This window comes from Mycobacterium sp. GA-1199, assembly GCF_001500045.1.
In the GTDB taxonomy this organism is placed as follows: domain Bacteria; phylum Actinomycetota; class Actinomycetes; order Mycobacteriales; family Mycobacteriaceae; genus Mycobacterium.
On the sequence record NZ_LQIX01000055.1, the window covers coordinates 48919 to 73385 of the forward strand.

Annotated in this window: 27 protein-coding genes; 9 read left to right on the forward strand and 18 right to left on the reverse strand. The window is 67.7% G+C overall.

Going from position 1 to position 24467, the window contains the following annotated elements; all coding sequences use genetic code 11:
* Positions 1-85 precede the first annotated feature (85 nt).
* Genes AU198_RS23705 through AU198_RS23735 form a run of 7 tightly spaced genes read right to left on the reverse strand, consistent with a single transcriptional unit; the run spans position 86 to position 6890 of the window.
* Complete coding sequence (locus AU198_RS23705) at positions 86-1000, reverse strand: alpha/beta hydrolase (protein WP_064351032.1); 915 nt, start codon at positions 998-1000, stop codon at positions 86-88.
* 4 nt (positions 1001-1004) lie between these two features.
* Positions 1005-2516 (reverse strand): flavin-containing monooxygenase, encoded by a 1512-nt coding sequence (locus AU198_RS23710; RefSeq protein ID WP_231744767.1) that lies wholly within the window; start codon positions 2514-2516, stop codon positions 1005-1007.
* Positions 2513-3232 (reverse strand): SDR family NAD(P)-dependent oxidoreductase, encoded by a 720-nt coding sequence (locus tag AU198_RS23715; protein WP_064351034.1) that lies wholly within the window; start codon positions 3230-3232, stop codon positions 2513-2515. The genes AU198_RS23710 and AU198_RS23715 overlap by 4 nt, the downstream gene beginning before the upstream one ends.
* Positions 3229-3975, reverse strand: coding sequence for an HpcH/HpaI aldolase family protein (locus AU198_RS23720; protein ID WP_064351035.1), 747 nt, complete (start codon positions 3973-3975; stop codon positions 3229-3231). The genes AU198_RS23715 and AU198_RS23720 overlap by 4 nt, the downstream gene beginning before the upstream one ends.
* Positions 3972-4940, reverse strand: a complete 969-nt coding sequence (locus AU198_RS23725; RefSeq protein ID WP_064351036.1) for a zinc-binding dehydrogenase — start codon at positions 4938-4940, stop codon at positions 3972-3974. Before AU198_RS23725 ends, AU198_RS23720 begins: the two co-directional genes overlap by 4 nt.
* A gap of 1 nt (position 4941) precedes the next feature.
* Positions 4942-6189 (reverse strand): cytochrome P450, encoded by a 1248-nt coding sequence (locus AU198_RS23730; protein ID WP_064351037.1) that lies wholly within the window; start codon positions 6187-6189, stop codon positions 4942-4944.
* Positions 6186-6890, reverse strand: coding sequence for a hypothetical protein (locus AU198_RS23735; protein WP_064351197.1), 705 nt, complete (start codon positions 6888-6890; stop codon positions 6186-6188). The genes AU198_RS23730 and AU198_RS23735 overlap by 4 nt, the downstream gene beginning before the upstream one ends.
* Positions 6891-6962: 72 nt before the next feature.
* Here AU198_RS23735 and AU198_RS23740 point away from each other — a divergent pair, with 72 nt between their 5' ends.
* Positions 6963-7781: an SMP-30/gluconolactonase/LRE family protein gene (locus AU198_RS23740; RefSeq protein WP_064351038.1), complete on the forward strand. Its 819-nt coding sequence runs from the start codon at positions 6963-6965 to the stop codon at positions 7779-7781.
* Positions 7778-8593, forward strand: a complete 816-nt coding sequence (locus AU198_RS23745; RefSeq protein ID WP_064351039.1) for a thioesterase family protein — start codon at positions 7778-7780, stop codon at positions 8591-8593. The genes AU198_RS23740 and AU198_RS23745 overlap by 4 nt, the downstream gene beginning before the upstream one ends.
* Here the strand turns inward: AU198_RS23745 and AU198_RS23750 are convergent, their stop codons facing one another.
* From AU198_RS23750 to AU198_RS23760, 3 genes are read right to left on the reverse strand one after another with little or no spacing between them, the layout of a single operon-like run.
* Positions 8594-9352, reverse strand: a complete 759-nt coding sequence (locus tag AU198_RS23750) for a MarP family serine protease (RefSeq protein WP_082691182.1) — start codon at positions 9350-9352, stop codon at positions 8594-8596.
* Positions 9353-9403: 51 nt separating this feature from the next.
* Entirely contained in the window at positions 9404-9595 is a 192-nt protein-coding gene (locus AU198_RS23755; protein ID WP_064351198.1) for a ferredoxin, read from the reverse strand.
* Positions 9596-9603: 8 nt separating this feature from the next.
* Complete coding sequence (locus AU198_RS23760) at positions 9604-10845, reverse strand: cytochrome P450 (RefSeq protein ID WP_156431734.1); 1242 nt, start codon at positions 10843-10845, stop codon at positions 9604-9606.
* 44 nt (positions 10846-10889) lie between these two features.
* On the opposite strand from AU198_RS23760, the gene AU198_RS23765 reads away from it, so the two are divergent.
* Complete coding sequence (locus tag AU198_RS23765; RefSeq protein ID WP_064351042.1) at positions 10890-11420, forward strand: TetR/AcrR family transcriptional regulator; 531 nt, start codon at positions 10890-10892, stop codon at positions 11418-11420.
* Here AU198_RS23765 and AU198_RS23770 read toward each other — a convergent pair.
* Entirely contained in the window at positions 11401-12567 is a 1167-nt protein-coding gene (locus AU198_RS23770) for a CaiB/BaiF CoA transferase family protein (protein WP_064351043.1), read from the reverse strand. The genes AU198_RS23765 and AU198_RS23770 overlap by 20 nt on opposite strands.
* Before the next feature lie 44 nt (positions 12568-12611).
* Here AU198_RS23770 and AU198_RS23775 point away from each other — a divergent pair, with 44 nt between their 5' ends.
* From AU198_RS23775 to AU198_RS23790, 4 genes are read left to right on the forward strand one after another with little or no spacing between them, the layout of a single operon-like run.
* A complete protein-coding gene (locus AU198_RS23775) occupies positions 12612-13715 on the forward strand; it encodes a phosphotransferase (RefSeq protein WP_064351199.1) in 1104 nt (367 codons plus the stop codon).
* Positions 13716-13736: 21 nt separating this feature from the next.
* Positions 13737-14282, forward strand: a complete 546-nt coding sequence (locus AU198_RS23780) for a TetR/AcrR family transcriptional regulator (RefSeq protein ID WP_064351044.1) — start codon at positions 13737-13739, stop codon at positions 14280-14282.
* A 56-nt stretch (positions 14283-14338) separates the two neighbouring features.
* Positions 14339-15823, forward strand: coding sequence for an aldehyde dehydrogenase family protein (locus AU198_RS23785; RefSeq protein WP_064351045.1), 1485 nt, complete (start codon positions 14339-14341; stop codon positions 15821-15823).
* Positions 15823-16245, forward strand: a complete 423-nt coding sequence (locus AU198_RS23790) for a nuclear transport factor 2 family protein (protein WP_064351046.1) — start codon at positions 15823-15825, stop codon at positions 16243-16245. Before AU198_RS23785 ends, AU198_RS23790 begins: the two co-directional genes overlap by 1 nt.
* A 72-nt stretch (positions 16246-16317) precedes the next feature.
* On the opposite strand, the gene rlmN is transcribed toward AU198_RS23790, so the two are convergent.
* The 5 genes from rlmN to AU198_RS23815 all read right to left on the reverse strand — a co-directional run bounded on the left by rlmN (position 16318) and on the right by AU198_RS23815 (position 20561).
* Complete coding sequence (rlmN, locus tag AU198_RS23795) at positions 16318-17442, reverse strand: dual-specificity RNA methyltransferase RlmN (RefSeq protein WP_064351047.1); 1125 nt, start codon at positions 17440-17442, stop codon at positions 16318-16320.
* A gap of 33 nt (positions 17443-17475) precedes the next feature.
* Entirely contained in the window at positions 17476-18354 is an 879-nt protein-coding gene (locus tag AU198_RS23800) for a phosphatidate cytidylyltransferase (RefSeq protein ID WP_064351048.1), read from the reverse strand.
* Positions 18354-18911 carry a ribosome recycling factor gene (frr, locus tag AU198_RS23805; RefSeq protein WP_064351049.1) on the reverse strand — a complete coding sequence of 186 codons (558 nt, stop codon included), beginning with the start codon at positions 18909-18911 and terminating at the stop codon, positions 18354-18356. The genes AU198_RS23800 and frr overlap by 1 nt, the downstream gene beginning before the upstream one ends.
* A 72-nt stretch (positions 18912-18983) precedes the next feature.
* Positions 18984-19796 (reverse strand): UMP kinase, encoded by an 813-nt coding sequence (gene pyrH / locus AU198_RS23810; RefSeq protein WP_082691184.1) that lies wholly within the window; start codon positions 19794-19796, stop codon positions 18984-18986.
* Positions 19797-19883: 87 nt separating this feature from the next.
* Positions 19884-20561 (reverse strand): class I SAM-dependent methyltransferase, encoded by a 678-nt coding sequence (locus tag AU198_RS23815; RefSeq protein ID WP_064351050.1) that lies wholly within the window; start codon positions 20559-20561, stop codon positions 19884-19886.
* 36 nt (positions 20562-20597) lie between these two features.
* Here AU198_RS23815 and AU198_RS23820 point away from each other — a divergent pair, with 36 nt between their 5' ends.
* Both AU198_RS23820 and AU198_RS23825 read left to right on the forward strand, forming a co-directional pair.
* The gene (locus AU198_RS23820) at positions 20598-21032 is read left to right on the forward strand and encodes a MarR family winged helix-turn-helix transcriptional regulator (RefSeq protein ID WP_082691185.1); all 435 of its coding nucleotides are present in this window, start codon (positions 20598-20600) and stop codon (positions 21030-21032) included.
* A 19-nt stretch (positions 21033-21051) separates the two neighbouring features.
* Complete coding sequence (locus AU198_RS23825) at positions 21052-22173, forward strand: glycerate kinase (protein WP_064351052.1); 1122 nt, start codon at positions 21052-21054, stop codon at positions 22171-22173.
* Here the strand turns inward: AU198_RS23825 and AU198_RS23830 are convergent.
* Both AU198_RS23830 and tsf read right to left on the reverse strand, forming a co-directional pair.
* Complete coding sequence (locus AU198_RS23830; protein ID WP_064351053.1) at positions 22170-23576, reverse strand: amidase; 1407 nt, start codon at positions 23574-23576, stop codon at positions 22170-22172. The genes AU198_RS23825 and AU198_RS23830 overlap by 4 nt on opposite strands.
* Positions 23577-23638: 62 nt before the next feature.
* The gene (tsf, locus tag AU198_RS23835) at positions 23639-24466 is read right to left on the reverse strand and encodes a translation elongation factor Ts (protein ID WP_064351054.1); all 828 of its coding nucleotides are present in this window, start codon (positions 24464-24466) and stop codon (positions 23639-23641) included.
* Position 24467 lies beyond the last annotated feature (1 nt).

A 24467-nucleotide genomic window follows, 5' to 3' on the forward strand; every position in this document is an offset into this window, starting at 1 on the left:
GACCGTGTCTGCCACTCGACACGCCGCGACGGCACGACAGTTCGCGGTCACTCGCCGGCATCGAGCGCGCCCTCGGGACGCGCTATCAGCCTCCGTGCAACGCACGCCGCAAGGCCGCGCCCTGGAGTTCGAACAGCCGGACGCTGGTGTCCCACTCCGGAAGCAGCGAGTCGAACCCGTGGCAGGTGCCCGGAAACACATGTAGTTCGGTCGCGACACCGGCGCGCATCAGCCGCAGCGCATACTCCACCGCTTCGTCACGCAACGGGTCGAGCTCCGAGCAACTGATGAATGCGTCTGCCACACCGGACAAGTCGGCGCGGCGACCCGGAACCGCGGACGCGTCGGCGGCGCGATCACCGAGGTAGTGCCGCCACATCATCTCGGTGGCGGGCCCGTCGAAACCCGGCGTCGCGATGAACTCGTTCTTCGATTCGGTGGGCCGGTCGTCGAGCACCGGTTGGTGCAGCAGTTGAAACACCACCGGCGGTGCCGACGAGTCCGCCGAACGCTGCGCGAGTCCCGCCGCCAGCGCGCCGCCTGCGCTGCTTCCCGCGACCGCCAGCCTGGCGGCGTCGAGCCCGAGTTCGGTCGCACACTCGTTCGCCCAGTTCAACACGGTCAGCGCATCGTCGAGCGCCGCCGGGAACGGGTGTTCGGGCGCAAGCCGGTAGTCGACCGAGAGCACGGTACAGCCGCCGCGCCTGGCCAGCTCGACGCACTGCAGGTGGTCGGTGTCGAGGTTGCCCAACACGAACGCCCCCGCGTGGCAATAGATCACCGCCGGTGACGGTGCGGCCGCGCCGCGATAGATCCGCACCGGAACCGAGTGCGCCACCCGCTCTTCGATCTCGACGACGATGTCGTTGATCGCCCTGGCTGTTTCGGCGCGGCGCTGGTTGAGCGAATCACGCACGACGCCAAGCAATCCCGGCGACAGGTCGGTGCGGGCCTCCGCCAGGTGGCGCAGCGCGGGGTCGAGCCGCTCGACGATGGCCACGACCTCAGCGCCTCGCAGCGGTCGGGGTCTCTGTGGTGGCCGCCGAGTCCCGCCGTGACGGGCCGAAGGTGTAGTCGGAGGCCTTGAACCGACGCGTCATGCCCCAGAACGCGCGGGCACTGCGCGGCCACTGCGTGACGACCCGGCCGTTGGCGGCGCGAAAGTAGTTGCTGCAGCGCGTCAACCAGACGGTGCCTTCCATCCAGCGGTCGATCTTGGCCAGGAACGCCGCCATGGTTTGCGGTTTGACCTCGATGTACGACTTGCCCCGGCGCCGAAGGTGTTTCAGCGCCCGCACGATGTAATGCGCCTGCGCCTCGAGCATGAAGATCACGCTGTTGGATCCGACGTTGGTGTTGGGGCCGTAGAGCATGAAGAAGTTGGGAAAGCGCGGGACCGCCATGCCCAGGTGGGCGTAGGCCCCGTCGCTCCAGGTCTCGCGCAGCGTGACCCCGCCCTCGCCGACGACGTCGATCTGGCCCAGGTAGTCGGCGGCGGCATAGCCCGTCGCGCAGAGCACCACGTCGACGTCGAGTTCGGTGCCGTCCTCGGTCACCAATGACCGCGCCCGCAACGCCCGCGCCGGGCTCGCGACGACCTCGACATGCGGCTGTGTCAGCGCCTGCAGATAATCGGTGGCGAACACCAACCGCTTACAGCCCAGCGGATGGTCGGGGGTCAGCTTGTCGCGTAACTCGTCGTCGGGAATCGTCGCCTCGAGCATCTTGAGCGCGATGCCCTTGAACTCCTGCGTCTTGTCACTGCCGTTCTCGATGACCGAGATGTTCGACTCGCTGCGCAACCACAGCCGGGTCCGGTAGATCTTCTTGGCCAACGGGATGTGGCGGAACATCCACTTCTCCCGCTCGGTGTAGGCACGATCGGGTTTCGGCAGAATCCACGTCGGGGAGCGTTGTACCGAATAGACCCGCTCGGCCACCTTGGCGACCTCCGGAACCAATTGCGCGGCAGTCGATCCCGTGCCGAGCACCGCCACTCGCTTACCGGAGAGGTCGACCCTGTGGTCCCACCGCCCAGTGTGCATCACCGTGCCGGTGAACGGTTCCTCCTCCACCAGTTCGGGCATGACGGGCCGGGTGAACAGGCCGACCGCGGAGACCACCACGTCGAAGTGGAACCGTTCGCCGCTCGCCGACGTCAGCTCCCACCCGTCACCCGACCACCGCGCCGAGGTGATCTCGGTGCTGAGCCGCAGATGCGGGGCGAGTTCGTGACGTCGCGCACAGCGTTCGAAGTACTCGAGGATCTCTTCCTGTCCGGACCACAGCCGCGACCAGTCCGGGTTCAGATCGAACGAGTAGGAGTACAGGTGCGACTTCACATCGCAGGCCAGGCCGGGATAGGTGTTGATCCGCCACGTGCCGCCGACGCCGTCCTCCCGGTCGAAGATCGTGAACTCGCGAAACCCGGACTTGCGCAGGAAGATACCCAGCGCCAGGCCGCCGGGGCCGGCACCGATGATCCCGACCGAGACGCCGGCCTTCGGGCCTGTCACATTCGCACGCATTGGCCACCGTCCACGACGAGTTCGGCGCCGGTGATGAACGACGCGTGATCCGATAACAGGTAGGCGACCGCGTCGGCCACCTCCATCGGCCGGCCGAGACGGCCGAACCGCGCGGTCAACCGGTCCTGCGTCGCGTCGTCGAGCATCGGCGTGGCGATCGGCCCCGGGAACACCGCGTTGACGCGGATTCCCTCGGGCGCGAGTTCGGCGGCACAGACCTGGGTGAGTCCGCGTAGCCCCCATTTCGAGGACCCGTAGGCGGCATGCGCGGGAAACGCCCGCACGGCGCTGGTGCTGCAGGTGTTGACGATCGCTGCCCCGGCTGCCTGCCGCAAGTGCTCCAGCGTGGCCTGGATACCCAGAAAGGGTCCCAGACAGTTGACGCGCCAACTGGATTCGAACCCTTCGGGGGTCTCGTCGGCCAGCGCCGCACGGTGCAGCACCCCGGCGTTGTTCACCAGCGCCGTCACCGGGCCGAACTTGTCGCCGACGGCCTGTACCGCGGCGGCCCACTGCGCGGGCGACGTAACGTCGAGTCGGATAGCGATCACGCCGTCGTCGCCGAGCTCGCCCACCGATTGCTTCAACTCATCGGAGAGCACGTCGCATGCAGCGACGCGGAAGCCGTCTCCGCGCAGCCGCGCCACGATGGCCGCGCCCTGCCCCCGGGCGGCGCCCGTCACCAGCGCGACACGATCCGTCATCGGGCCTCCCGCAGGATTGCCGATGCACCGAAACGCAGCGCCTGCGATTCCGATGCGAGCGTCAGCATGCGAAACCCCAACTCGGCCATCTTCTTTGCGTTCTCGGCCCCACCTGCGTGGATGCCCGCGTCGAGCCCGGCGGACGTGGCGGTGGCCGCAACGCGGGCGATCGCGTCCTGCACGGCCGAGGCGCTCCACGCCTCTGCGGGGGTGTGCCCGAGAGAGATCGCCAGATCCGCCGGCCCGACATAGACGCCGGCCAGGCCCGCTACGGCGCAGATCTCCTCGGCGGCAGCCAATCCGGGCGCACTTTCGATCATCACGAAGACACTCACCCGCGCTTCGTGTTCGGCCGGGTCGTGGCCGAGGCCGGCGCGCAGCGGCCCGTAGCTGCGCACGCCCGCGGGCGCGTAGCGGGTGGCCGCGACCGCTGCCGCGGCCTGTTCGGCCGATTCGACCATCGCCACGATCACGGCGTCCGCGCCCGCGTCGAGCACCCTGCCGATGGGCGCGGGGTCGGTGGACGGAACGCGCACCGCGGTCGCGATCGGCACGTGCTCCAACCTGCGCAGCAGCAGTGCGACGTCGGCGTCGTCGAGGTAGCCGTGCTGGATGTCGAATCCGACGTAGTCGTAGCCGGCCTGGGCGAATTCCTCCGGACCGATGATGGTGGGGCCGACGACCCAGCCGCCCCACACCCTTTCTTTCGCGGCGAGCGCGTCCTGCAGCCTGCTGGTGCTCATTCGACGATCGCGATCTTGATACGGTCGGGCGCCGGGCGGCACGCCAGTTCGAAGGCCGCCTGGGTGTCGTCGACGTCGAATGTGTGCGTCACATAGGCCGGTAGCAGGTCGCGATGGTGCCGGACGAACTCGTTGGCCGCGGCCAACATCCGTCGCCGGTCAAGGGTCACACCGGACTTGAGCGTCAGATTGTTGCGCAGCATGGTGCGCATGCTGATCGGATAGCTGTCGTCATCCGGCACACCGAAATAGAACACGGTCCCACCGGGGGCGGCCGCCTCGATCGCGTGGCCGAGCGTGGCGACCTGGTGTCCGACGGCTTCGATCACCACATCGGGCCGGTCGCCGGGCTCCAGGTGGCTCGCCCACCGGTCGCTGGTGGCGCGCACGATCGTGTCGACACCGAACTCCTTGGCCACCGCGTCGCGGTCGACCGGGTCGACGCCGGTGACGCGGCGCGCGCCGAAAGCCTTTGCCGCGTAGGAGAACAGCAGGCCGATCGACCCCTGCCCGATCACCGCGACATGCAAACCCTTGAGTTTGGGCAGCTGTTCGATCGCATACAGCACGCACGCCAGGGGCTGCAGGGCGACGGCGTGTTGTGGCCTCAGATTGTGGTCGTAGTAGGCCAACCCGTCGCCGTCGGCGACGACATGTTGCATCAGCCCGTCGAAGCCGGAGGCCCAGCCGACCACCCAGTCCCCGATACCGTGGCTGCGGTGCCTGCTGGCGATCACCTCGCCGACGACCTCGTGAATCGGGAAGCCCGGCATCTCGGCCGCGCTCAGGCCGCGATCGCCGGGAATCTTGCCGCGAACGCCCCGGAACGGTGGCAGGTCGCTACCGCAGACGCCCGCCGCACGGAAGCGCAGCAGCACCTGCCGATCCGTCAGTGACTCGGGCGTCTTCTCCGGAATGTCTTGGCGCTCGAAGGTGTACGGCGCGATCAGTCGATAAGACCACATCTCACACGCCCTCCACGTGGACCTCGACAGGAAGACTGCTGAAGCCCCATTGGAAACTCGAAGGCGGCCGGTGCGCGGCCTCGCCGTCAATGCGCCACTCAGCGACCCGGTTGAGCCATTCGGTCACCATGATGCCGATCTCCAACCGCGCCAGGTGTACCCCGAGGCAGAAGTGTTGTCCCCGACCGAAGGCCAGAAGGCGCTCGATGGGACGGTCCCAGATGAACGCCTCGGGTTCGGGGTACTCGCGTTCGTCGCGGTTGGCCGACGCCAGAAGCGTGATGATCCGTTGACCGGGCCGCAGCGTCGTGTCGTGGAGGGTGAACGGCTTACGGACCGTGCGCGCGAACCATTGCGCCGGCGCGCAGTAGCGGATCATCTCCTCACGCGCGACGGGCACGTGGGCGTCGAGGTCGCTTCGGACGGCCGACAGCTGGTCGGGTCGCCGGCCCAGTTCCCACAGGCCGTGTGCGACGATCTTCGGCACCGTTTCGGTTCCGCCGATGAAGATCCCGAGCAACTGGGTGGCGGCCTCGACGTCGTTGAACGCCGATCCGTCGGGCAGTCGGTACTCGATCAGGCTGTCGGCGATCGGGTTCTCGCCTGGCACGGTCCTGCTGCGCTGGATGATCGGAACCAGGTACTCCAGGTAGCCCGGCCGCGCGTTGGCCACCTCGACCCCGCTGCCCGGCTGCGCGACGCTGCCTGCGTTGACCGTCGCCAGCACATCGGCAGCGAGATCAACGGGCAGGCCGAGTAATTCGCACACCATGGATGCGGCGACGATGCCGCCGTAGTCCTGCGTGAGGTCGAAGGTACCGCGGGGCAGCAGTTCGTCGAGGCGCTCGTTGGCCAGGGCGCGGATGCGGTCGGCCAACTTCCCGACCGATCTCGGCCGGAACGGGGCCGACGTGCAGCGCCGGACGGTGTCGTAGATCGGGGCGTCGAAGTTCGCGTGAAAAGGCATCGGATGCAGTGCCGGATCGGGTACGGGACCGTCGTTGCGGGTCGCGAGAACCGTTGCCGCGGGCAGTGTTCCCTCGGAGGCGACGAAAGTGCCGTCGTTGACCTCCAGCACCCGCCAGATGTCCTCGAAGCGGGAAACCGCGTAGGTGTCCCACTTCTCGACGTAATAGACCGGATACTGGTCGCGCAGCGTTCGGTAGAACGGCAGAGGGTCGGCCATCACCGCCGGATCGAACGGATCGTAGGAGAAGTCCTGCAACACTTCCGACTTCTGGGCGTTCATTGCAGCGGTGAGGGCGGTAGGGCCTGCAGGATCGAGTCCTCCCAGCCGTCGCGAAGCGCGGGAGCGACGCTCATCCACGTGACGATCTCGGCGGGCGGGCTGTCTTTCCAGGACGGGTAATGGTTGGCGAAACAGTCCCAGTCACCGTCGAGCGCCCAGTAATGGATGACCTCGTTGAACCGGAAGGTCGTGATGAACGAACCGAGCCAACGCTTTCCGGTGCGCTCCGACCACGGCACATAGAGCCGTTCGAGTTCGCGGATGTAGTCGTCCTGGCGGCCGGGCTTGGTCTGCATGATCTCCTGAATCACCAGCCCTGCACCGAAGTTCGCCTCCTGCAGCTGTGCAAGCGTCCGATTGTACTTGCCCGCATACATGATCCGGCCCTCCCCCGAGGCGCCGATCTCGCCGAGGAACGTCGACCACTTCGCCGCCGCTTCCTCATGGGTGCCGCCCTTGGCCTGGGCCTTGCCGATGCGCGCATAGTCGGGGAATCTGTCGATCTCCCAGATTATCGTGACCTGCGGCCAGTGACCGTTGTACGGCGTCGTCTCCCATATCGCGAACAGCCGCGCACCGAGGTCGGTCATCATCGGCTGATAGACGTCGCTGAACACCTCTGTAAACCGGTCAGCACGACCTGAACCGAGGGCGATCGTCTCGTGGAGATAGAGCAGCGTGTGACCGTAGTACTTCTTCATGACCTGCACCTGGTTGACAGTGACACCCTGCGAGCGTGACACTTATCGCGTGTTTTGTAAAGGTGCGTCGCGGTGAGCCTGACGCCGCTGGCGAAGGGGTTCTGCTTCGGCGAGGGTCCACGCTGGTTCGAAGGTCTGCTCTGGTTCTCCGACATGCTCGGCGAAGCGGTGCACACCGTCGACCTCAACGGTGACCTGACGACGCTGCCGCTGCCGGGCCACGCGCCGGCCGGCCTCGGGTTCCGTCCCGACGGGTCCCTGCTGATCTCCTCCACCGAGTCGCGCCAGGTGTTGCGCTACGACGGCGAGAACGTCACGGCGATCGCCGATCTGTCCGCGATCGTCCCGGCCGCCCTCGGTGACATGGTCGTCGACGGCGACGGCCGCGCCTACGTCGGCTCGCAGGCCCGCGAAGGCGGAGTGATCGTGCGGCTCGACCCCGACGACACGTTCACCGTCGTCGCCGACGGCCTCGACTTCCCCAACGGGATGGTCGTCACGCCCGACCGCGCGACGCTGATCGTCGCGGAGTCGACCGGACGGCGGCTGACCGCGTACTCCATTGGCGACGACGGGGCGCTGTCCGATCGGCGGACCTTCGCCGACGGGCTCGACGGACCACCGGACGGCATCTGCCTCGACGCCGAAAAGGGCGTGTGGACCGCGATGACGCTCGCCCGTCAGTTCGAGCGGATCACCGAAGGCGGCGGTGTCACCGATCGCATCGACATCGGTGAGCGCATCGCGATCGCCTGCGCGCTCGGCGGTCCCGAGCGTCGCACCCTTTTTCTGTTGTCCAGCACCGACGCCTACCCGCAGCGACTCAAGGGCACCAAGCTGTCGCGTGTCGATGCGACCACCGTCGAGATACCGGGAGCCGGGATACCGTGAGCGATTCCTATTACGAACTCATCGACGACGATGATCCACTCGGCGAGAAATTCCGCGCAACCGATCTGGTCCGCAGTACCTGGTCGGCCGCGATCCAGCACGGAGCACCGGTGTCCGCCATCCTGGTTCGCGCACTCGAACGCTGCCAGGCCCGCGACGACACCCGCTTGAGCCGGGTACTGATCGACCTGCTCGGCGGTGTTCCCGCCGAGGGCGATCTGTGGGTACGGTCGCGAATCGAACGCTCGGGCAAGCAGATCGAGCTCGTCAGTACCGAACTGCTCGCTGCGCGCTCGGACGGTGACCCGCGGCCCGTCGCACGCGCCAGTGGGTGGCGGTTGAAGACCGTCGACACGCACGCCGTGCAACACGCGCCGGCACCGCCCCTGCGGCCGCTGTCCGAGGCGAAAAGCCGCGACATGAAGAAGGACTGGGACCGCAACTACGTGCACAGCCTCGACTGGCGGTGGCTGACCCAACCGCTGTGCGAGGGGCCCGGCGAGTCGTGGATCCGCCCGGAGGTCGACCTCGTAAAGGGTGAGACCATGACGCCCCTTCAGCGGTTGTTCGCAGTCGCCGACGACGCCAACGGCATCGGCACCAAGCTCGACATCCGCCGCTGGACGTTCATGAACACCGATCTCGTCGTGCACGTGCACCGGATCCCGCAGGGCGAGTGGATCGGTATCCGCGCGGAGACCAACTACGGACCCGACGGCATCGGCACGACGCTCGGCACATTGTTCGACGAGGCCGGTGCGGTCGGCGCGATACAGCAGTCGGTGCTCGTAAGGCCGATGCCCCGGAGCTGATCAGGGCGTGCAGGCGCCGGTCGCGACCGGCCTGTGGGCGCGCACCCCGTCCGTCACCATCGCGGAGACCTGCTTGGCGGTGAGCACGAAACCGGTCTCGGGGTCGTCGATGGCCGCCCCGAAGCTGATGCCGAGCACGTGCCCGTTCAGGTCGATCAGTGGCCCGCCGGAACCGCCGTGCCGGATCGGGCCCCTGATGACGTAGACCTCGCGATTCACCGTCGTGGTGCGGTAGATGTCCGGCACGAGAACCTCCGTGACCCTGCGGATTCGCGCGGGGGTGGCCACGAGCGGCCCTCCGCCCGGGTATCCGAGCACCAAAGCATCGGTGCCGGTGACCGCGGTGTGCTGGTCCATCGACAGCGTGGGGGCCTGCAGGTCGGGCACGTCGAGCACGGCGACATCCATCGCGGGGTCGAAAACCACGACGGTGGCCCGGATCTCCCGGTCACCCGCCCAGACGCTGACGATGTCGGCGCCCGCGACGGTGTGTGCGGCCGACATCACCCTGTTCGGTGCGACGACGACCCCGCTGCCGTCAACCGTCCTCGCGCACTGTAGGGCCTCCGTGTGGATCTTCACGACGCTGCGGGCTGCCTCGGCGACGACGGCGCTCTCGGCAAGCGTGGCATCGGGTGCGGCGACCGTGGTGATCGCGATCGGAGTCGGTTCCGGCCGGATGAGGTCGAACGATCCGTTGATCGCGCAGCCGGTCACGCCGATCGCGACCAGGCACACCGCAAGCAACCTCGACCTCATTGCGGAAACCATAACTCCGCCGAGCTGGATTGGCGGCCAAGCCGCGTGATGCTAGTCGACCAAGCGCAGCGCCGCGGCCGGGCACTGCGTCACGGCCTGCTGCATCCGGTCCCTGTCGGACTCGGGCCGCTCGGGCTCATGGATTTCCACGATGCCGTCGTCGCGCACCTCGAACACCTCCTCGGCGATCGACTCGCAGATTCCGTGTCCGGTGCACTTGTCCAGGTCCACTTCGACGCGCATGCTCACTCCTAGCGAACGACGGCGGGCAGCCGTTTGACGCCGTGCACGAAGCTGCTGTACAGCAGGTCGGGCTCGCCGAACTCGATCGTCGTCAACCGGGTCAGCAACTCTCGGAACAGGTTTCGCAACTCCGCCTTGGCCAGCTGGCTTCCCAGGCAGAAGTGCGGGCCTCCGCCGCCGAACCCAAGGTGCGGATTGGGCGACCGGGACAGATCGAACGTGCCGGGGCCGGTGAACGCCGTCTCGTCCCGGTTCGCCGAGCAGTAAAACAGCGCGACCTTGTCGCCCTCGTTGACCGGCTGACCGTTGATCTCGGTGTCCTCGGTGACAAAGCGCGCGAACTGCAGGACCGGCGAGGCCCACCGCACGAATTCTTCGATGGCCGAACCGATCCGGCCGTCGAAGTCCTCCATCAGCCAGTCACGCTGTTCGGGGTTGTCGACGAGCGCCATCATCGCGTGCGTCGTCGCCTGCTTGGTGGTGTCGTTACCGGCCGAGGTGAGCAGGATCAGAAATGCCCCGATCTCCTCGTCGGTCAGTCGGTGGCCGTCGACCTCGGCGTTGACGATGCTGGTCATCAGGTCGTCGCCGGGGTGGGTGCGCCGGAACTTGGCCAGCTCGACACCGGTGTTCGACAGCAGCGCGATCTGCGCGACGGGGTCGGCGACGCGCTCGTCCTCGGTGGCGTACTCGTCGTCGGTCATGCCGAACAATTTCTCCGCGGCATAGGCGACGGCGGGCTGGTCGGCGCTGGGCACGCCGAGCATGTCCATGATCGTCAGCATCGGCAGCTGGGCCGAGCACGCCTTCACGAAGTCGATTTCGCCTGCGCCGACCAGGTTTTCGACGATGGTGACCGCGTTCTTGTGGATCTGCTCCTCGATCAGCCGCACGTTGCGGGGCGTGAACGCCGAGCTGATCAACCGGCGATACACGGTGTGCTGTGGCGGGTCCATGGTCAGGAAGAACGAGGCGAACCGCTGGATCTCGGCGGGCATCGGGTTCAGCGCCACACCCTGGGCCGAGGTGAACAGTTCGGGATGCTGGCTGACGTAGGCGATGTCCGCGCGCCGCGTCAATGCCCAGAAGCCGGGCTCCTCCAGCCCGAACATGGAGGGCAGCGGCGGGTGCCAGGTCAACCCGTCACCGGCCCGCAGCCGTGCGAACGTCTCGTCGCGCTCGGCGAACGGCCGGCTCCAGAACTCTTCCGACGTGATGTCGACGGCACTGTATTCGCGGGCTGATGTCACGGATTCAGCGTGACACTTCGTCAAATGTTTGTAAAGCTAGGACGGTGCCGGTAACTGATGCGGATTCCTCGACGCGCGAACGCATCCTCGCGGCGACCGCGGAGGTGCTCGGCCGCCACGGCATGACCAAGCTCAGCCTCTCCGAGGTCGCAATGCAGGCGCAGGTCTCCCGGCCCACTCTCTACCGCTGGTTCGCCTCCAAGCGTGACCTGCTCGACGCGTTCGTGGTGTGGGAGCGCCAGTACTACGAACGCGCGGTAGCCGAGGCGACGGCGGGCCTGCCACCGGGAGAACGCCTCGACGCCGCGCTGCGGGTGATCGTCGACTATCAGCAGTCCTACCCGGGCCTGCGGATGATCGACATCGAACCGGAGCAGGTCATCAAGCGGCTCTCCCGGGTGATCCCGTTGATGCGCCAGCGTCTGGAACGGCTGGCCACCGGACCCGATCCCGGTCTTGCCGTGGCGACGGCGGTACGGGTCGCGGTGTCGCACTACCTGGTGCGCAGCGACGACGACGCCGACTTCCTCGCACAGCTTCGCCACGCCGTGCGGGTCAAGCACCCGACGTCTTGAGTTCGGCCAGGATCTCGTCGGTGTGCTGCCCCAACGTCGGCGCGACCGAACGGGGCTCCCACGGCGTGCCCGAGAAGTCGGCCGGTGAGGCGACCATCGGCGCGGCACCGTCGCCGTCGGGCACGTAGACGATGCCGCCCGCGGCGTGGAACTGCTCGTCGGCCACGATGTCCTCCAGCGAGTTGATCGGCGACCAGAAGAAGTCCGGTTCTGCCGCGAAGACCTCCGCCCATTCGGCCAGGGTTTTCGAGGCGAAGATCTCGTCGAGTTCGGCGACGAGTTCGGCCGCGTTGACGGCGCGCGCCCGCGGCGTGTCGAAGCGCGGATCCGTCAGCCACAGCGGACGCCCGATGGCGCGACACAACGGCGGCCAGTGCCGGCCGGCCTCCAGACCGACGATCCAAAAGCGGCGCCCGTCGCGCGCGGTGTAGTTGTTCATGCACGGGTTGCCCATCGTCTCGCGCTGACCGATCGCGATCGAATTCCCGGTCAGCAGAAAGGTATTGAGGTCGAAGCTCACCGTGTAGGCCCCCTGCCGGTACAGCGACGTGCTGACCAGCTGCCCCTCCCCCGTGCGGCCCCGCGCCACCAACGCCGCACAGATCGCGGCGGCCAGCGTCATGCCCGCGGCGTGGTCGCCCATTCCGCCGCGCTGAAACGGCGGACTATGGCCGGGTCGGGTCAGCAGGTGCGCCAGACCCGCCCGCGCCCAGAACGCGGCGACGTCGTAGGCCGCCCGGTCGGCGTCCGGCCCGCTCTCGCCGTAGCCGGTGATCAACCCGTACACCAGCCGCGGGTTGTGCGCGGTGACCTCGGCGAAGTCCAGTCCCAAGCGCGCCAATGCGCCCGGCCGGACGTTGGTGACGAAAACGTCTGCGCCCCCGATCAATTCACGGGCCGTCGCGCGGCCGTCGGCCGTCGTCATGTCGAGCACGATGCTTCGCTTACCGCGGTTGTCCATCTCGAACGGCGGGCTGACGTCGCCGTCGACCCCGAGCATCTTGCCGAACAACCGGCCCGGATCGCCGGTCGGTGGTTCGATCTTGACGACGTCGGCACCCCAGTCGGCCAGTATCCCTGCGGCCGCCGGCCCGGCCACCCACACGCCGAGTTCGACCACGCGCACACCCTCGAGCGGACCCGCCATCGACACCTTCTTTACATTAGTTCGCGAATTTGTAAACTGGCGTGGTGAAGCACGCTACGCCGGTGGTCGGCCTGGCCGCACATCTGGGCCGCGGTGTACAACGTATCGCCACCGACGCCGCGATCGGCCGTCTCCGGTCACTTCCCCGATCCGTGTCCGACCTGGACGCGCGGGCCCTGTCGCGGATCATCGGCCGCCGCGTGACCGCGGTGTCGGTGCGGGGCGGCGACTCGGGCACCTCGGCGCGTGCCCGGCTCGCTCTCACCGGCGAGGACGTCCCGCCGACGGTGTTCGTCAAGCTGGCCGCCGAGACCGTCGCCACCCGCCTGATGGGCGAGATGGGGCGGCTTGGCGCCACCGAAACCCGCTTCTACCGCGAGCTTTCCCCGCGACTGATCGGTGTCCCGGCCTGTCACGGCTCGGCGTTCGACTCCGTGACGGGTCGCTACGTTTTGGTTCTGGAGGATCTACCCGCCGACGAATGCGAGTTTCCCGACACCTTGCACCCGATCAGCGCCGACCGGGCCGCGAAGATCGTCGAGCTGCTGGCGAGGCTGCACGCGACTTTCTGGGACCGGGTGCCCGATTGGCTGTACACCGCATCGGGCGACACCGCGTCGTTGCTCACCGGGCCATTGTTGAAGACGTCGGCGCGCCGCATCGCCGAGCGCACCGATATCGCGGTCGACGCCGGACGCTTCATCGACGAGCACTACCGCGCGGTGGCCCGGCTCATCGACGAGCCGCCGCATACCGTGATGCACGGCGACGCGCATCCAGGCAACGTGTACTTCCGCAGCGGCGATGCCGGGTTGCTGGACTGGCAGGCCGTCCGGCGCGGGCATCCCAACCGCGAGCTGGCCTACACGCTGGTCACCAGCATGACGCCGGCCGACCGCCGGGAGCACCAACGCGACCTACTCGACGTCTACCGTCAAGCGCTCGCGGCATGCGGCGGCCCCGAGCTGGACAGCGGCGAGCTATGGGACCGGTACCGCCAGGGCGCGCTCTACGCCTACGTCGCCGCGCTGATCACCGCGGGGATGGGCGGTATGCAGGACGAGGGCATCGCGCTCGAGGGCCTCCGCCGAGCGGTCGCGGCGCTGCAAGATCTCGACACTGTCGCAGTACTCCAGAAGTCGATGTGAATAACGATCTACGCTTGCCCCGTGAACGAAGCGCTGCGCGACGCACTCGGACCCGAGGACACCTCGACGCGGCACCGGATTCTCGTGGCGACCTCGGAGGTACTGGCTCGAAGCGGACAGACCAAGCTCAGTCTGTCGGAGGTCGCGCTGCAGGCAGGCGTGTCCCGCCCGACGCTCTACCGCTGGTTCGCCTCCAAAGGTGAACTGCTCGACGCGTTCGGCGTCTACGAGCGCGACCTGTTCGACAACGGCATCAGCAAGGCGACGGCAGGCTTGCGGGGCACCGAGAAGCTGGACGCCGCGCTGCGGTTCATCGTCGAATACCAGCATTCGTACTCGGGTGTGCGGCTGGTCGACATCGAACCCGAGGTCGTCATCTCCCAGCTCACGAAAATCATTCCGATCATGCGGGCGCGGCTGCAGAAGCTGCTGAGCGGGCCGAATGCAGCGGTCAAGGCGGCCACCGCAATTCGGGTGGCCATCTCGCACTACATCGTCCGCAGCGATGATGACGACCAGTTCCTGGCGCAATTGCGGCACGCCACGGGGATCAAGCCACAGGGATAGTCGCTCGGCTCCGCCGAAGTGCTGACACTTGCGCAAAAATTTGTAAAGTAGTCGGCATGACCCAGGTTGAGACTGACACCGGTGTGCTCGCCGGTGACGAGCGGATGTTGATCGACGGCGAAATGCTGACCACGGCCAGTGGTGCGACGTTCGATGTCATTCATCCGGCCAGTGAGCAGGTGGCCGGGGTGGCCACCGACGGCACGGTCGAGGACATGGCGCGCGCGGTCGGAGCGGCACGGCGGGCCTTCGACGAGACCGATTGGTCGCGCGATCTGGAGTTTCGGTATCACTGCCTGACCCAGTTGCACGAGGCGTTCGAGCGCAACAAGGAGCGGCTGCGCCGGATCCTGATCACCGAGGTCGGCTGCCCCGTCTCGGTGTCGGGCAGTCAGATCGAGAGCCCCATCGAGGAGGTCAAGCACTGGGCCGAACACGGTAAGGCGTTCGACTACCTGGTCGACAACGGGGTGCACGAAACACCGCTGGGGCCGGCGCGGCGGAAGATCCACTACGAGCCAGTCGGTGTGGTCGGGGCGATCACCCCGTGGAACGTGCCGTTCTACCTCAACGTCGCCGAGACGGTGCCCGCATTGATGGCCGGTAACACCGTGGTGCTCAAACCCGCTCAGCTGACGCCGTGGTCGGGTAGCGAGTACGGCCGCATCGTGGCCGAGGAGACCGACATCCCGGCCGGTGTGTTCAACGTGGTGGTGTCCAATGCCAACGAGGTGGGTGCGGCGCTGTCGGCCGATCCGCGCGTCGACATGATCACGTTCACCGGGTCCACGGCGACCGGGCGGGCGATCCTGGCCGCGGGCGCGGCGACGGTGAAGAAGACGCTGTTGGAGTTGGGCGGTAAGTCGGCCCACATTGTGCTCGACGACGCCGATTTCAACTCGGCGTTGTCGATGGCGGCGATGATGGCGTGCGTGATGAGCGGGCAGTCCTGCATTCTGCCCAGCCGGATCCTGTTGCCGCGCAGCCGCTACGACGAGGGCATCGAGATCCTCAAGACGATGATGGAGGGCTTCCCGGTCGGTGACCCGTGGACGCCGGGCAACATGCAGGGCCCGCAGATCAGCGAGACCCAGCGCCAGAAGGTGCTGGGCTTGATCAAGAGCGGCATCGACTCGGGTGCGCGGCTGGTCACCGGCGGCGGCATCCCCGAGAACCTGCCGACCGGCTACTACACCCAGCCGACCCTGCTGGCCGATGTGGACCCCAATTCCCAAGTGGCTCAAGAGGAGATCTTCGGCCCGGTGCTCACGGTCACGCCGTACGACAGCGATGACGAGGCGATCGCGATCGCCAACAACACGATCTACGGCCTGTCCGGTGAGGTGTCCAGCGGCGATGTCGAGCGTGCGTTCGCGGTGGCCTGCCGGATGCGCACCGGCAACGTGACGATCAACGGCAAGAGCCACTTCGGCATCAACAGCCCCTTCGGCGGCACCAAGCAGAGCGGGCTGGGCTATCGCAACGGCGAAGAGGGCTACAAGGAATACCTGGAGGCCAAGACGATCGGCATGCCCGACTAATGGATGATCGGCGGGTCCGCGACGAACTCGAAATCGCCGCGCTGCTGCACCGCTACGCCCGCGCGGTCGACACCAAGAACTGGGAACTGTACCGCTCGGTGTTCACCGACGACGCCCACATCGACTACTCGTCGGCCGGCGCCGTCGTCGGAAGCCGCGACGAGGTCGTGGACTGGTTCGCCGCGAACTTCGGCGTGATCGCGTGGAGCATGCACCACATCACCAACATCGAGGCCGACATCGACGGTGACGCCGCGCGGGTCCGGGCGATGTTCTACAACCCGATGCAGCTGCCGGGCATGACCGAGCCCAGCTTCTGCGGCGGGTACTACCACCACGAACTCGCCCGCACACCCGACGGGTGGCGCAGCCGCCGCCTGGTCGAGGAGAACGTCTGGTTCACCAATCCGCCGGGACAGTGACGGCCAAGACCGACGCTTTGGCGGACACGCGCGCACGAAACCCGCCAATACGTCGGCCTGGACGCCGCAGGGTCAGCCCTGAGCCGCCAACTGCCCACAGGCGGCGGCGATTTCGCGGCCTCGCGTATCGCGGACAGTGCAGGACACACCGCGCTCGCGCACGCGTCGGACGAACTCGCGTTCGGCCGGCTTGGGGCTGGCATCCCACTCGCTGCCGGGCGTCGGATTCAGCGGGATCACGTTGACATGCGCGAGGGGGCCGAGCGCACCGTGCAGTCGCTTACCCAGAAGGTCCGCCCGCCAGGGCTGATCGTTGACATCGCGGATCAACGCGTACTCGATCGAGACTCGCCTGCCGGTCACGTCGGCGTAGTAGCGCGCGGCGTCGAGCGCCTCGGACACCTTCCACCGGTTGTTCACCGGAACCAGCGTGTCGCGCAGTTCGTCATCCGGGGCGTGCAGTGACAACGCCAGCGTGACCCCGAGCCGTTCGTCGGCGAGCCTGCGGATCGCGGGCGCCAGCCCGACCGTCGACACCGTGACCGACCGGGCGGAGATTCCGAAACCGTTGGGAGCGGGGGCGATGATCCGTCGCACCGCGGCAAGCACGCGGTTGTAGTTGGCGAGCGGCTCGCCCATACCCATGAACACGATGTTGGACAGCCGCCCGCCTCGTGCCGCGGGCGCGATGCCGTCGCCGTCGCGGTCACGCAACTCCACCGCGGCCGCTCGTACCTGTTCGAGGATCTCGGCCGTCGACAGGTTGCGCTTGAGCCCGCCCTGGCCCGTCGCGCAGAACGGGCAGGCCATCCCGCACCCGGCCTGCGACGAGATGCAGACCGTGTTGCGTTGCGGATAGCGCATCAGCACCGACTCGAACGTGGTGCCGTCGACCGCGCGCCACAGCATTTTGCGGGTCTCACCCCCGTCGGTCTCGATCTCGCGAACCGCATCGAGCAGCGCGGGGAACAGCGCACCGGCCACCTGGTCGCGTACGCCCGCGGGCAGGTCGGTCATCTGGTGAGGATCGGCAATCAGCCTGCCGTAGTACTGGTTGGCCAGCTGTTTGGCCCGGAACGCCGGCAGTCCGAGTTCACCGACGGCCGCAGCACGACCCGCGTCGTCGAGGTCGGCGAAATGCCGCGGCGGCATGGCGCGGCGTGGGGCGTCGAAGACGAGCGGCAACGAGGTGGGCATGAGCTCAGGCCAGTATCCCAGCTCGGCGGGACGTCACGCCAACAGCGTCAAGACGATCCAACCCGCCACGGCCGACGGCAGCATCGCGTCGATGCGGTCCATGATGCCGCCGTGGCCGGGCAGCAACGTGCCCATGTCCTTGATTTTGAGGTCGCGTTTGACCTGCGACTCGACCAGATCGCCCAGCACACCGGTGATCACCAGCATGAGCCCCAGGGGCAGGCCGACCCAGGCGGGCTTGTCCATCAAAAACGTCACCGACACCACGGCCGCGGCGGTGCCGAACACCAGCGAGCCGCCAAGGCCCTCCCACGACTTCTTCGGGCTGATCGCCGGCGCCATCAGATGCTTGCCGAACAGCACACCCGCCACATAGCCGCCGATGTCGGCGAACACGACGGTCGCGATCACCGTGAACACCCTGCCGCCGCCGTGGTCCTGGAAGATCAGCAGCGCGCTGAAGCTGGCGAACAACGGCACCCACGTCGACAGCAGCACCGCGGCGGCGATGTCGCGCAGGTAGTTGACCGGTTGGTGGCGCAACCCGTGCCCGACGAGCCGCCACACCATGCAGACGACGATCGTCCCGCCGTATGCGCCGAGCACCCCGGACGGGCCGAACGGCCAGCTCAACCAGATCATCGCCTGGCCGCCCACCAGCAACGGAAGCGCCGGGAGGTCGTATCCGGCCTCGCGCAGCCGGCGGATCACCTCGTGGGTGGCGATCGGGATGAACACCGCCAGCACGGGCAGCCATCCGATCGGCCAGAAGAGCAGTATGCCGATCGCCATAGCGCCGAGCAGGACGCCGACCCCGATCGCGGCGGGCAGGTCGCGACCCGCCCGCGACTTCTTCTTGGGCGGTTCGTCGACCGGCGTCTCTGCCACGGGTCCCTCGTGCTGATCGGTCACTAGACCTCCAGCAGCTCGCCTTCTTTGTGCTTGACCAGCTCGTCGATCTGGTGGGTGTAGGTGGCGGTGGACTTGTCGAGGTCCTTCTCCGCGCGCGACACCTCGTCCTCGCCCGCTTCGCCGTCCTTCTTGATGCGGTGCAGTTCCTCCATGGCCTTGCGGCGGATGTTGCGCACCGCCACCTTGGCGTCCTCGCCCTTGGCCTTGGCCTGCTTGACCAGGTCGCGGCGGCGCTCCTCGGTCAGCTGCGGAATCGCCACGCGGATGACGTTGCCGTCATTGGTGGGGTTCACGCCGAGGTCGGAGTTGCGGATCGCGTCCTCGATGTTGCGCAGTCGGCCCGCCTCGTAGGGCTTGATCACCACCAGCCGCGCCTCGGGCACGTTGATGCTCGACAGCTGGGTGATGGGTGTCGGCGATCCGTAATAGTCGACGTTGACGCGGGAGAACATGCCGGGGTTGGCGCGGCCGGTGCGGATCGACGACAGGTCATCGCGCGCGACCGACACCGCCTTCTCCATCTTCTCCTCGGCATCGAAGAGGGTTTCGTCGATCACGGTCCTTCTCCTTCGTCTGTGCGCGTCGTCACCGGTCTCGCGTGCGCACCGTCGCTCCCGGGCGCGGGAGTGTCAGGTGGTGACCAGTGTTCCGATCTTCTCACCCGCGACCGCCCGGGCGATATTGCCGTCCGTGAGCAGGTTGAACACCAGGATCGGCATGCCGTTGTCCATACACAGGCTGAACGCGGTGGCGTCGGCCACCTTCAGACCGCGGTCGATGACTTCCCGGTGGCTGATCGCGGTGAGCAGTTCGGCGTCGGGGTTGTGGCGCGGGTCGGCGGTGAAGACGCCGTCGACGGCCTTGGCCATCAGCACCACCTCGGCGCCGATCTCCAGCGCGCGCTGGGCGGCGGTGGTGTCGGTGGAGAAGTACGGCAGGCCCATGCCTGCCCCGAAGATGACGACGCGGCCCTTCTCGAGGTGCCGCACGGCCCGCAGCGGGATGTACGGTTCGGCGACCTGACCCATCGTGATGGCGGTCTGCACCCGGGTCGCGATGCCTTCCTTCTCCAGGAAGTCCTGCAGCGCCAGGCTGTTCATGACGGTGCCGAGCATCCCCATGTAGTCACTGCGGGTGCGCTCCATGCCGCGCTGCTGCAGTTGCGCACCACGGAAGAAATTGCCGCCGCCGATGACGACGGCCACCTGCACGCCGCTGCGGACCACTTCGGCGATCTGACGCGCCACCAGGTGCACGACGTCGGGATCGAGGCCCACTTCCCCACCGCCGAACATCTCGCCGCCCAGCTTGAGCAGTACGCGGCTGTACATCGGACGGATGGAACCTGCGGCGGCTCCGTTGGGTTTGCTCGTGTCCGGAGCCGCCCCGGTGGCGACTTCGGAGTTCGGAGCCGCCTGACCGGCGACGCTGGGATCCGCCATCCGACTCCTTACGGGTCCTCGCTGAGATCTCCCTCATCCTGCCTCATGGCGGGTGTCAGGGCGGCGAGTGGGTCGCGACTCGCCGGGTCAGTCGGGTAGGTGCGCGCTCAGCAGCCAGGCAGGCACGGATTTGCGGCCTTTGGGCTCGTCGCGGATGTCGAGCGCCGGGAAGAACTCCTCGAATCCGTCCGGGAAGACACCGTGGATGCGCGCCGGCCGGATCTCGTCGATCGTCCAGTACTTGGAGACGACATCGCGCAGTTCGTCTTCGGTGACGGGGTTGGCCGGTCCGTTGGGCATTCCCGCCCGGTCGAACACCAACACGAAGTACAACGCGCCGGGGGCGGCGGCCCGCACGATCGAACGCTGGTAGCCGTCGCGCAGGTCCACGGGCATCGAGTGGAACAGCGTCGAGTCGACGATCGTGCCGAACCGGCCGTCGTAGCCCGAGAAGTCGCTGATGTCGGCGACGTCGAAGGTGGCGTTCGTCAGCCCGCGCCTGGCGGCCTCCTGCCTGGCCAGCTCGATCGCGGTGGGCGACTGGTCCAGACCGACCGTGGTGTAACCCCGTTCGGCGAGGTGGATGGCCAGCGCGGCCTCACCGCATCCCGCGTCGAGCACATCGCCGTGGAATCTGCCCTCGTCTATGAGGGGCGCAAGCTCCGGCTGCGGCTCTCCGATGCTCCACGGCGGCTTTCCGCCGCTCATTTCCGGCATCTCGCCCTTGTACGCGTTGTCGAACATTTCGCCCGTCGGTTCGGTCATGAATCGTTGATATCAATGTGGTTGATATATGTCAATATGGTTGACATGAACGGAGCGCTGGAGGATCAACCGCTGGGCTTCCTCTTGTCCCGGGTCGCCAAGGCGCTGCGCAGCGAGGTGACGACCGACGTCCTCGAACCCCTGGGCGTGGCGTTCCCCCAGTACCTGTGCATGCGGATCCTGTCGCAGCACGAAGGCCGATCCAACGCCGAACTCGCCCGCGACTTCAACGTCTCGCCGCAGGCGATGAACATGGTGCTGCGCGGCCTGGAGGACCGCGGGCTCGTGTCCCGACCCGCGAGCGTGTCGTCGGGACGGTCGCTGCCCGCCCAGCTCACGCGCGAGGGCCGGGAGTTGTTGAAACGCACCGATTCCGGCGTACGCGAAGCGGAGCGCAAGCTGATGGCGAATCTGACGCGGCGCCAGCAGCGGGAATTCAAGCAGATCCTGGCGGCGCTCGGAACGGACTGAGTTCTGCGAGACTACGTCCATGAAGATCGTCCTGGCGCCGGACTCGTTCAAGGAGTCGATGACGGCGTCCGAAGCGGTCGCCGCGATGACGGCCGGCGTCGCAGCGGTGATGCCGGACGCCGAAGTCGTCGGCGTGCCGATGGCCGACGGTGGCGAAGGCACCGTCGACGCCGTCGTCGACGCGTTGCACGGTGAGCGCGTCGAGGTGCCGGTATCGGATGCGCTGGGCCGCACCGTCACCGCACGATTCGGCTACGTGCCGCTGCGCCAGTTGGCGGTCATCGAGATGGCGGCCGCGGCAGGACTGGAGCTCATCTCGCCCCACGAGCGAAACATCCTGCGCGCCAGCACGTTCGGCGTAGGAGAACTGATCACCTCCGCCCTCGACCGCGGCGCCGAGGATGTGCTGATCGGTCTGGGCGGGTCGGCCACGAACGACGGCGGAACGGGCATGCTCGCGGCCTTGGGCGTGAAGTTCCTCGACGTCGAGGGACAGCCGCTGGCACCCGGCGGCGCCGATCTGGAACGCCTCGACCGCATCGATATGACCGGGATGGATCCGCGCCTGCGCGATGCCCGGATCCGGGTCGCCTCCGACGTCACCGCGCCCCTACTGGGCCCGAGCGGCGCCACCGCGGTGTTCGGTCCGCAGAAGGGCGCCGCTCCAGACGACATGTTGCGACTCGAGGCGGGGCTGTCCCGGCTGGCCGCCGTCGCGTCGGCGACGCTCGGCGGCACTCAACCACAGCGTCCGGGCGCGGGCGCGGCCGGCGGCGTGGGTTTCGCCCTCGTCGAATTCCTCGGTGCGATAAGCAGATCGGGCGTCGAAGAGGTGGCCGAAACGGTCGGCCTGCAGCGGGCGCTGCGGGGCGCGGACTGGGTGTTCACCGGCGAGGGCAGCGTCGATGCGCAGACCGTCATGGGTAAGACGCCGTTCGGCGTGACCCAAGCGGCCGTGCGCGCCGGAGCACGGGTGATCGTCTTCGCCGGCCGGGTCGCCCCCGATGCCGCCGTGCTGCTCGACCACGGCGTCGAGCGACTCGTCGCGATCACCGCCGAAGGCACGCCGATCGAGCGGGCGCTGCGCGACGGCGCCGCGTCGCTCACCCGCGCCACCGCCGAGGTGTGCCGCTCCCTCTAGCGCGGATCCTGAATGCGCTTGAACGGACGGGCTTCTTCGAGTTCGTAGGCCAACTCGAGCAACCGTCGCTCCTGACCCACCGGCGCGGCGAACATCATGCCGACCGGAAGACCGGACGCGGATTCGGCCAGGGGCAGCGAGATCGCCGGCTCCCCCGTGGCGTTCTGCAGCGGTGTGAAGGCCACCCACTCGACGAGCCGGTCGATGATCGTCTGGTAGTCCAGCGTCGGGTCGAGGTGCCCGATCCGCGGCGTGACGTCGGCGAGCGTCGGGGTGAGCACGACGTCGTGGTCCCGGGCGACGCGCTCGGTGACCTGGCGAATCCGCGACAACCGCGCGAGTGCCCTGGGCACCCGGTGCAGGTTCCGCGAAGCGTGGCGGTCGAGCCCGCGCGTCAAATTGTCGAGGCGGCCACGGTCGAAGTTCGCGCCCAACGTGCGCCCACTACGCACGATCGCGAACGCCAGAAACGACCAGTAGAGCAGGAAGTCATTCATGAAGTGCGACGGCACGGGATTGTCGATGAGAGTGACCCGGTGCCCGAGTTCCTCGAGCAGAGCGGCGTTCTTCAGCGTGAGCTCACGAACCTCCGGGCTCGCCTCGCGCGCTATCGACTGTGTGCACACCGCGATGCGCAGCCGCTGTGCTCCAGGCCCCGTGATGGTGCCGATCGCAGGCAGCGCCGGGTTACGGTACACCCGCTCGATCTCGCGGTAGAACGCCGCAGAGTCGCGCACGGAGCGCGTGACGACACCGTTGGCGACGATGCGAAGCGGCATCTGCCGCAGCTTCTTGTCCAGGGGCAGCCGACCCCGTGACGGCTTGAGCCCCACCAAGCCGTTGCAGGACGCGGGAATTCGGATCGATCCGCCGCCGTCGTTGGCGTGCGCGATCGGCACCACCCCGGCGGCCACGAACGCTGCGGAACCCGACGACGACGCGCCCGCGGTGTGCTCGGGGTTCCACGGGTTGCGCACCGGTCCCAGCCGCGGATGCTCGGCCGACGCGCTGAAACCGAATTCCGACATCTGCGTCTTGCCGAGTGGAGCCAGACCCGTCGCCAGAAACGAACGCGCGAAGTCGCCGTGCGACCGCTCGGGGCGCGGATCCCAGGCGTCGGTGCCGTTCATCGTCGGCATCGCGGCGACCGCGACGTTGTCCTTGAGGAAGGACGGAACGCCGTTGAAGTAGCCGCCGTAGGGCCGTGCGGCGGCTCGGGTGCGGGCCTGCTCGAATGCCTCGTGCGCCAGTCCGTTGACCGCCGGATTGACGGCCTCGGTGCGGACGATCGCGGCGTCGACCAGTTCGGCTCGCGACACCGCGCCCGACTGCAGCGCCTCCACCAGACCGACCGCATCGAGATCGCCGAGGGCGTCGTCGCCGAAGGCGCTTATCCGAGTCATGCCGACGACGGTACCAACTCGTACCGTCGCGACCGCAGAAATGGGCGAGCGCCAGAAAAGAGTTAGGCCTGGCCGACCTCGAAACGCACGAAGCGGGTCACGGTCACACCCGCCTCGTCGAGCAGGGCCTTGACGGTCTTCTTGTTGTCGGACACCGACGGCTGGTCGAGCAGCACGACGTCCTTGTAGAAGCCGGTCACGCGGCCCTCGACGATCTTCGGCAGCGCCTGCTCGGGCTTGCCCTCGTTACGGGCGGTCTCCTCGGCGATGCGTCGCTCGTTGGCGACGACGTCCTCGGGCACGTCCTCGCGGGTGAGGTACTTAGCCTTGAGCGCGGCGATCTGCAGGGCGACCGCGTGAGCGGCGTCCTTGTCAGAGCCGGTGTACTCCACCAATACGCCGACGGCAGGCGGCAGGTCCGCGGCCCGCTTGTGCAGGTACGTCTCGACGGTGCCGTCGAAGTAGGCGACGCGGCGCAACTCGAGCTTCTCGCCGATCTTGGCCGACAGGTCGGCGATGACCTGCTCGACGGTAGGGGCCGCCGAATCGGCGGAAATGCGAGCGGCCTTGAGCGCATCGACGTCGGTCGCCTTGGCGGCCGCCGCGGCGCCGACGATCTGGTCGGCCACCGACTGGAATTCGGCGTTCTTGGCGACGAAGTCGGTTTCGGAGTTCAGCTCGATCAGCGCGCCGTCCTTGGCGGCCACCAGGCCCTCGGCGGTGGCGCGCTCGGCGCGCTTGCCGACGTCCTTGGCGCCCTTGATGCGCAGCAACTCGACGGCCTTGTCGAAATCGCCGCCGGCCTCGACGAGCGCGTTCTTGCTGTCGAGCATGCCGGCGCCGGTCAGCTCCCGAAGTCGCTTGACGTCGGCAGCGGTGTAGTTAGCCATA

Excerpts from the sequence above, each read along its gene's own strand:
- AU198_RS23770 (WP_064351043.1), bottom strand. The coding sequence starts at position 12,567 with ATGGCGGGTCCGCTCGAGGGTGTGCGCGTGGTCGAACTCGGCGTGTGG.
- AU198_RS23815 (WP_064351050.1), bottom strand. The coding sequence starts at position 20,561 with ATGACCGAACCGACGGGCGAAATGTTCGACAACGCGTACAAGGGCGAG.
- AU198_RS23750 (WP_082691182.1), bottom strand. The coding sequence starts at position 9,352 with ATGAGGTCGAGGTTGCTTGCGGTGTGCCTGGTCGCGATCGGCGTGACC.
- AU198_RS23755 (WP_064351198.1), bottom strand. The coding sequence starts at position 9,595 with ATGCGCGTCGAAGTGGACCTGGACAAGTGCACCGGACACGGAATCTGC.
- AU198_RS23730 (WP_064351037.1), bottom strand. The coding sequence starts at position 6,189 with ATGAACGCCCAGAAGTCGGAAGTGTTGCAGGACTTCTCCTACGATCCG.
- AU198_RS23825 (WP_064351052.1), top strand. The coding sequence starts at position 21,052 with ATGAAGATCGTCCTGGCGCCGGACTCGTTCAAGGAGTCGATGACGGCG.
- AU198_RS23790 (WP_064351046.1), top strand. The coding sequence starts at position 15,823 with ATGGATGATCGGCGGGTCCGCGACGAACTCGAAATCGCCGCGCTGCTG.
- AU198_RS23785 (WP_064351045.1), top strand. The coding sequence starts at position 14,339 with ATGACCCAGGTTGAGACTGACACCGGTGTGCTCGCCGGTGACGAGCGG.
- AU198_RS23830 (WP_064351053.1), bottom strand. The coding sequence starts at position 23,576 with ATGACTCGGATAAGCGCCTTCGGCGACGACGCCCTCGGCGATCTCGAT.
- AU198_RS23715 (WP_064351034.1), bottom strand. The coding sequence starts at position 3,232 with ATGACGGATCGTGTCGCGCTGGTGACGGGCGCCGCCCGGGGGCAGGGC.
- AU198_RS23720 (WP_064351035.1), bottom strand. The coding sequence starts at position 3,975 with ATGAGCACCAGCAGGCTGCAGGACGCGCTCGCCGCGAAAGAAAGGGTG.
- AU198_RS23725 (WP_064351036.1), bottom strand. The coding sequence starts at position 4,940 with ATGTGGTCTTATCGACTGATCGCGCCGTACACCTTCGAGCGCCAAGAC.
- tsf (WP_064351054.1), bottom strand. The coding sequence starts at position 24,466 with ATGGCTAACTACACCGCTGCCGACGTCAAGCGACTTCGGGAGCTGACC.
- pyrH (WP_082691184.1), bottom strand. The coding sequence starts at position 19,796 with ATGGCGGATCCCAGCGTCGCCGGTCAGGCGGCTCCGAACTCCGAAGTC.
- AU198_RS23820 (WP_082691185.1), top strand. The coding sequence starts at position 20,598 with ATGGTTGACATGAACGGAGCGCTGGAGGATCAACCGCTGGGCTTCCTC.
- AU198_RS23735 (WP_064351197.1), bottom strand. The coding sequence starts at position 6,890 with ATGAAGAAGTACTACGGTCACACGCTGCTCTATCTCCACGAGACGATC.
- rlmN (WP_064351047.1), bottom strand. The coding sequence starts at position 17,442 with ATGCCCACCTCGTTGCCGCTCGTCTTCGACGCCCCACGCCGCGCCATG.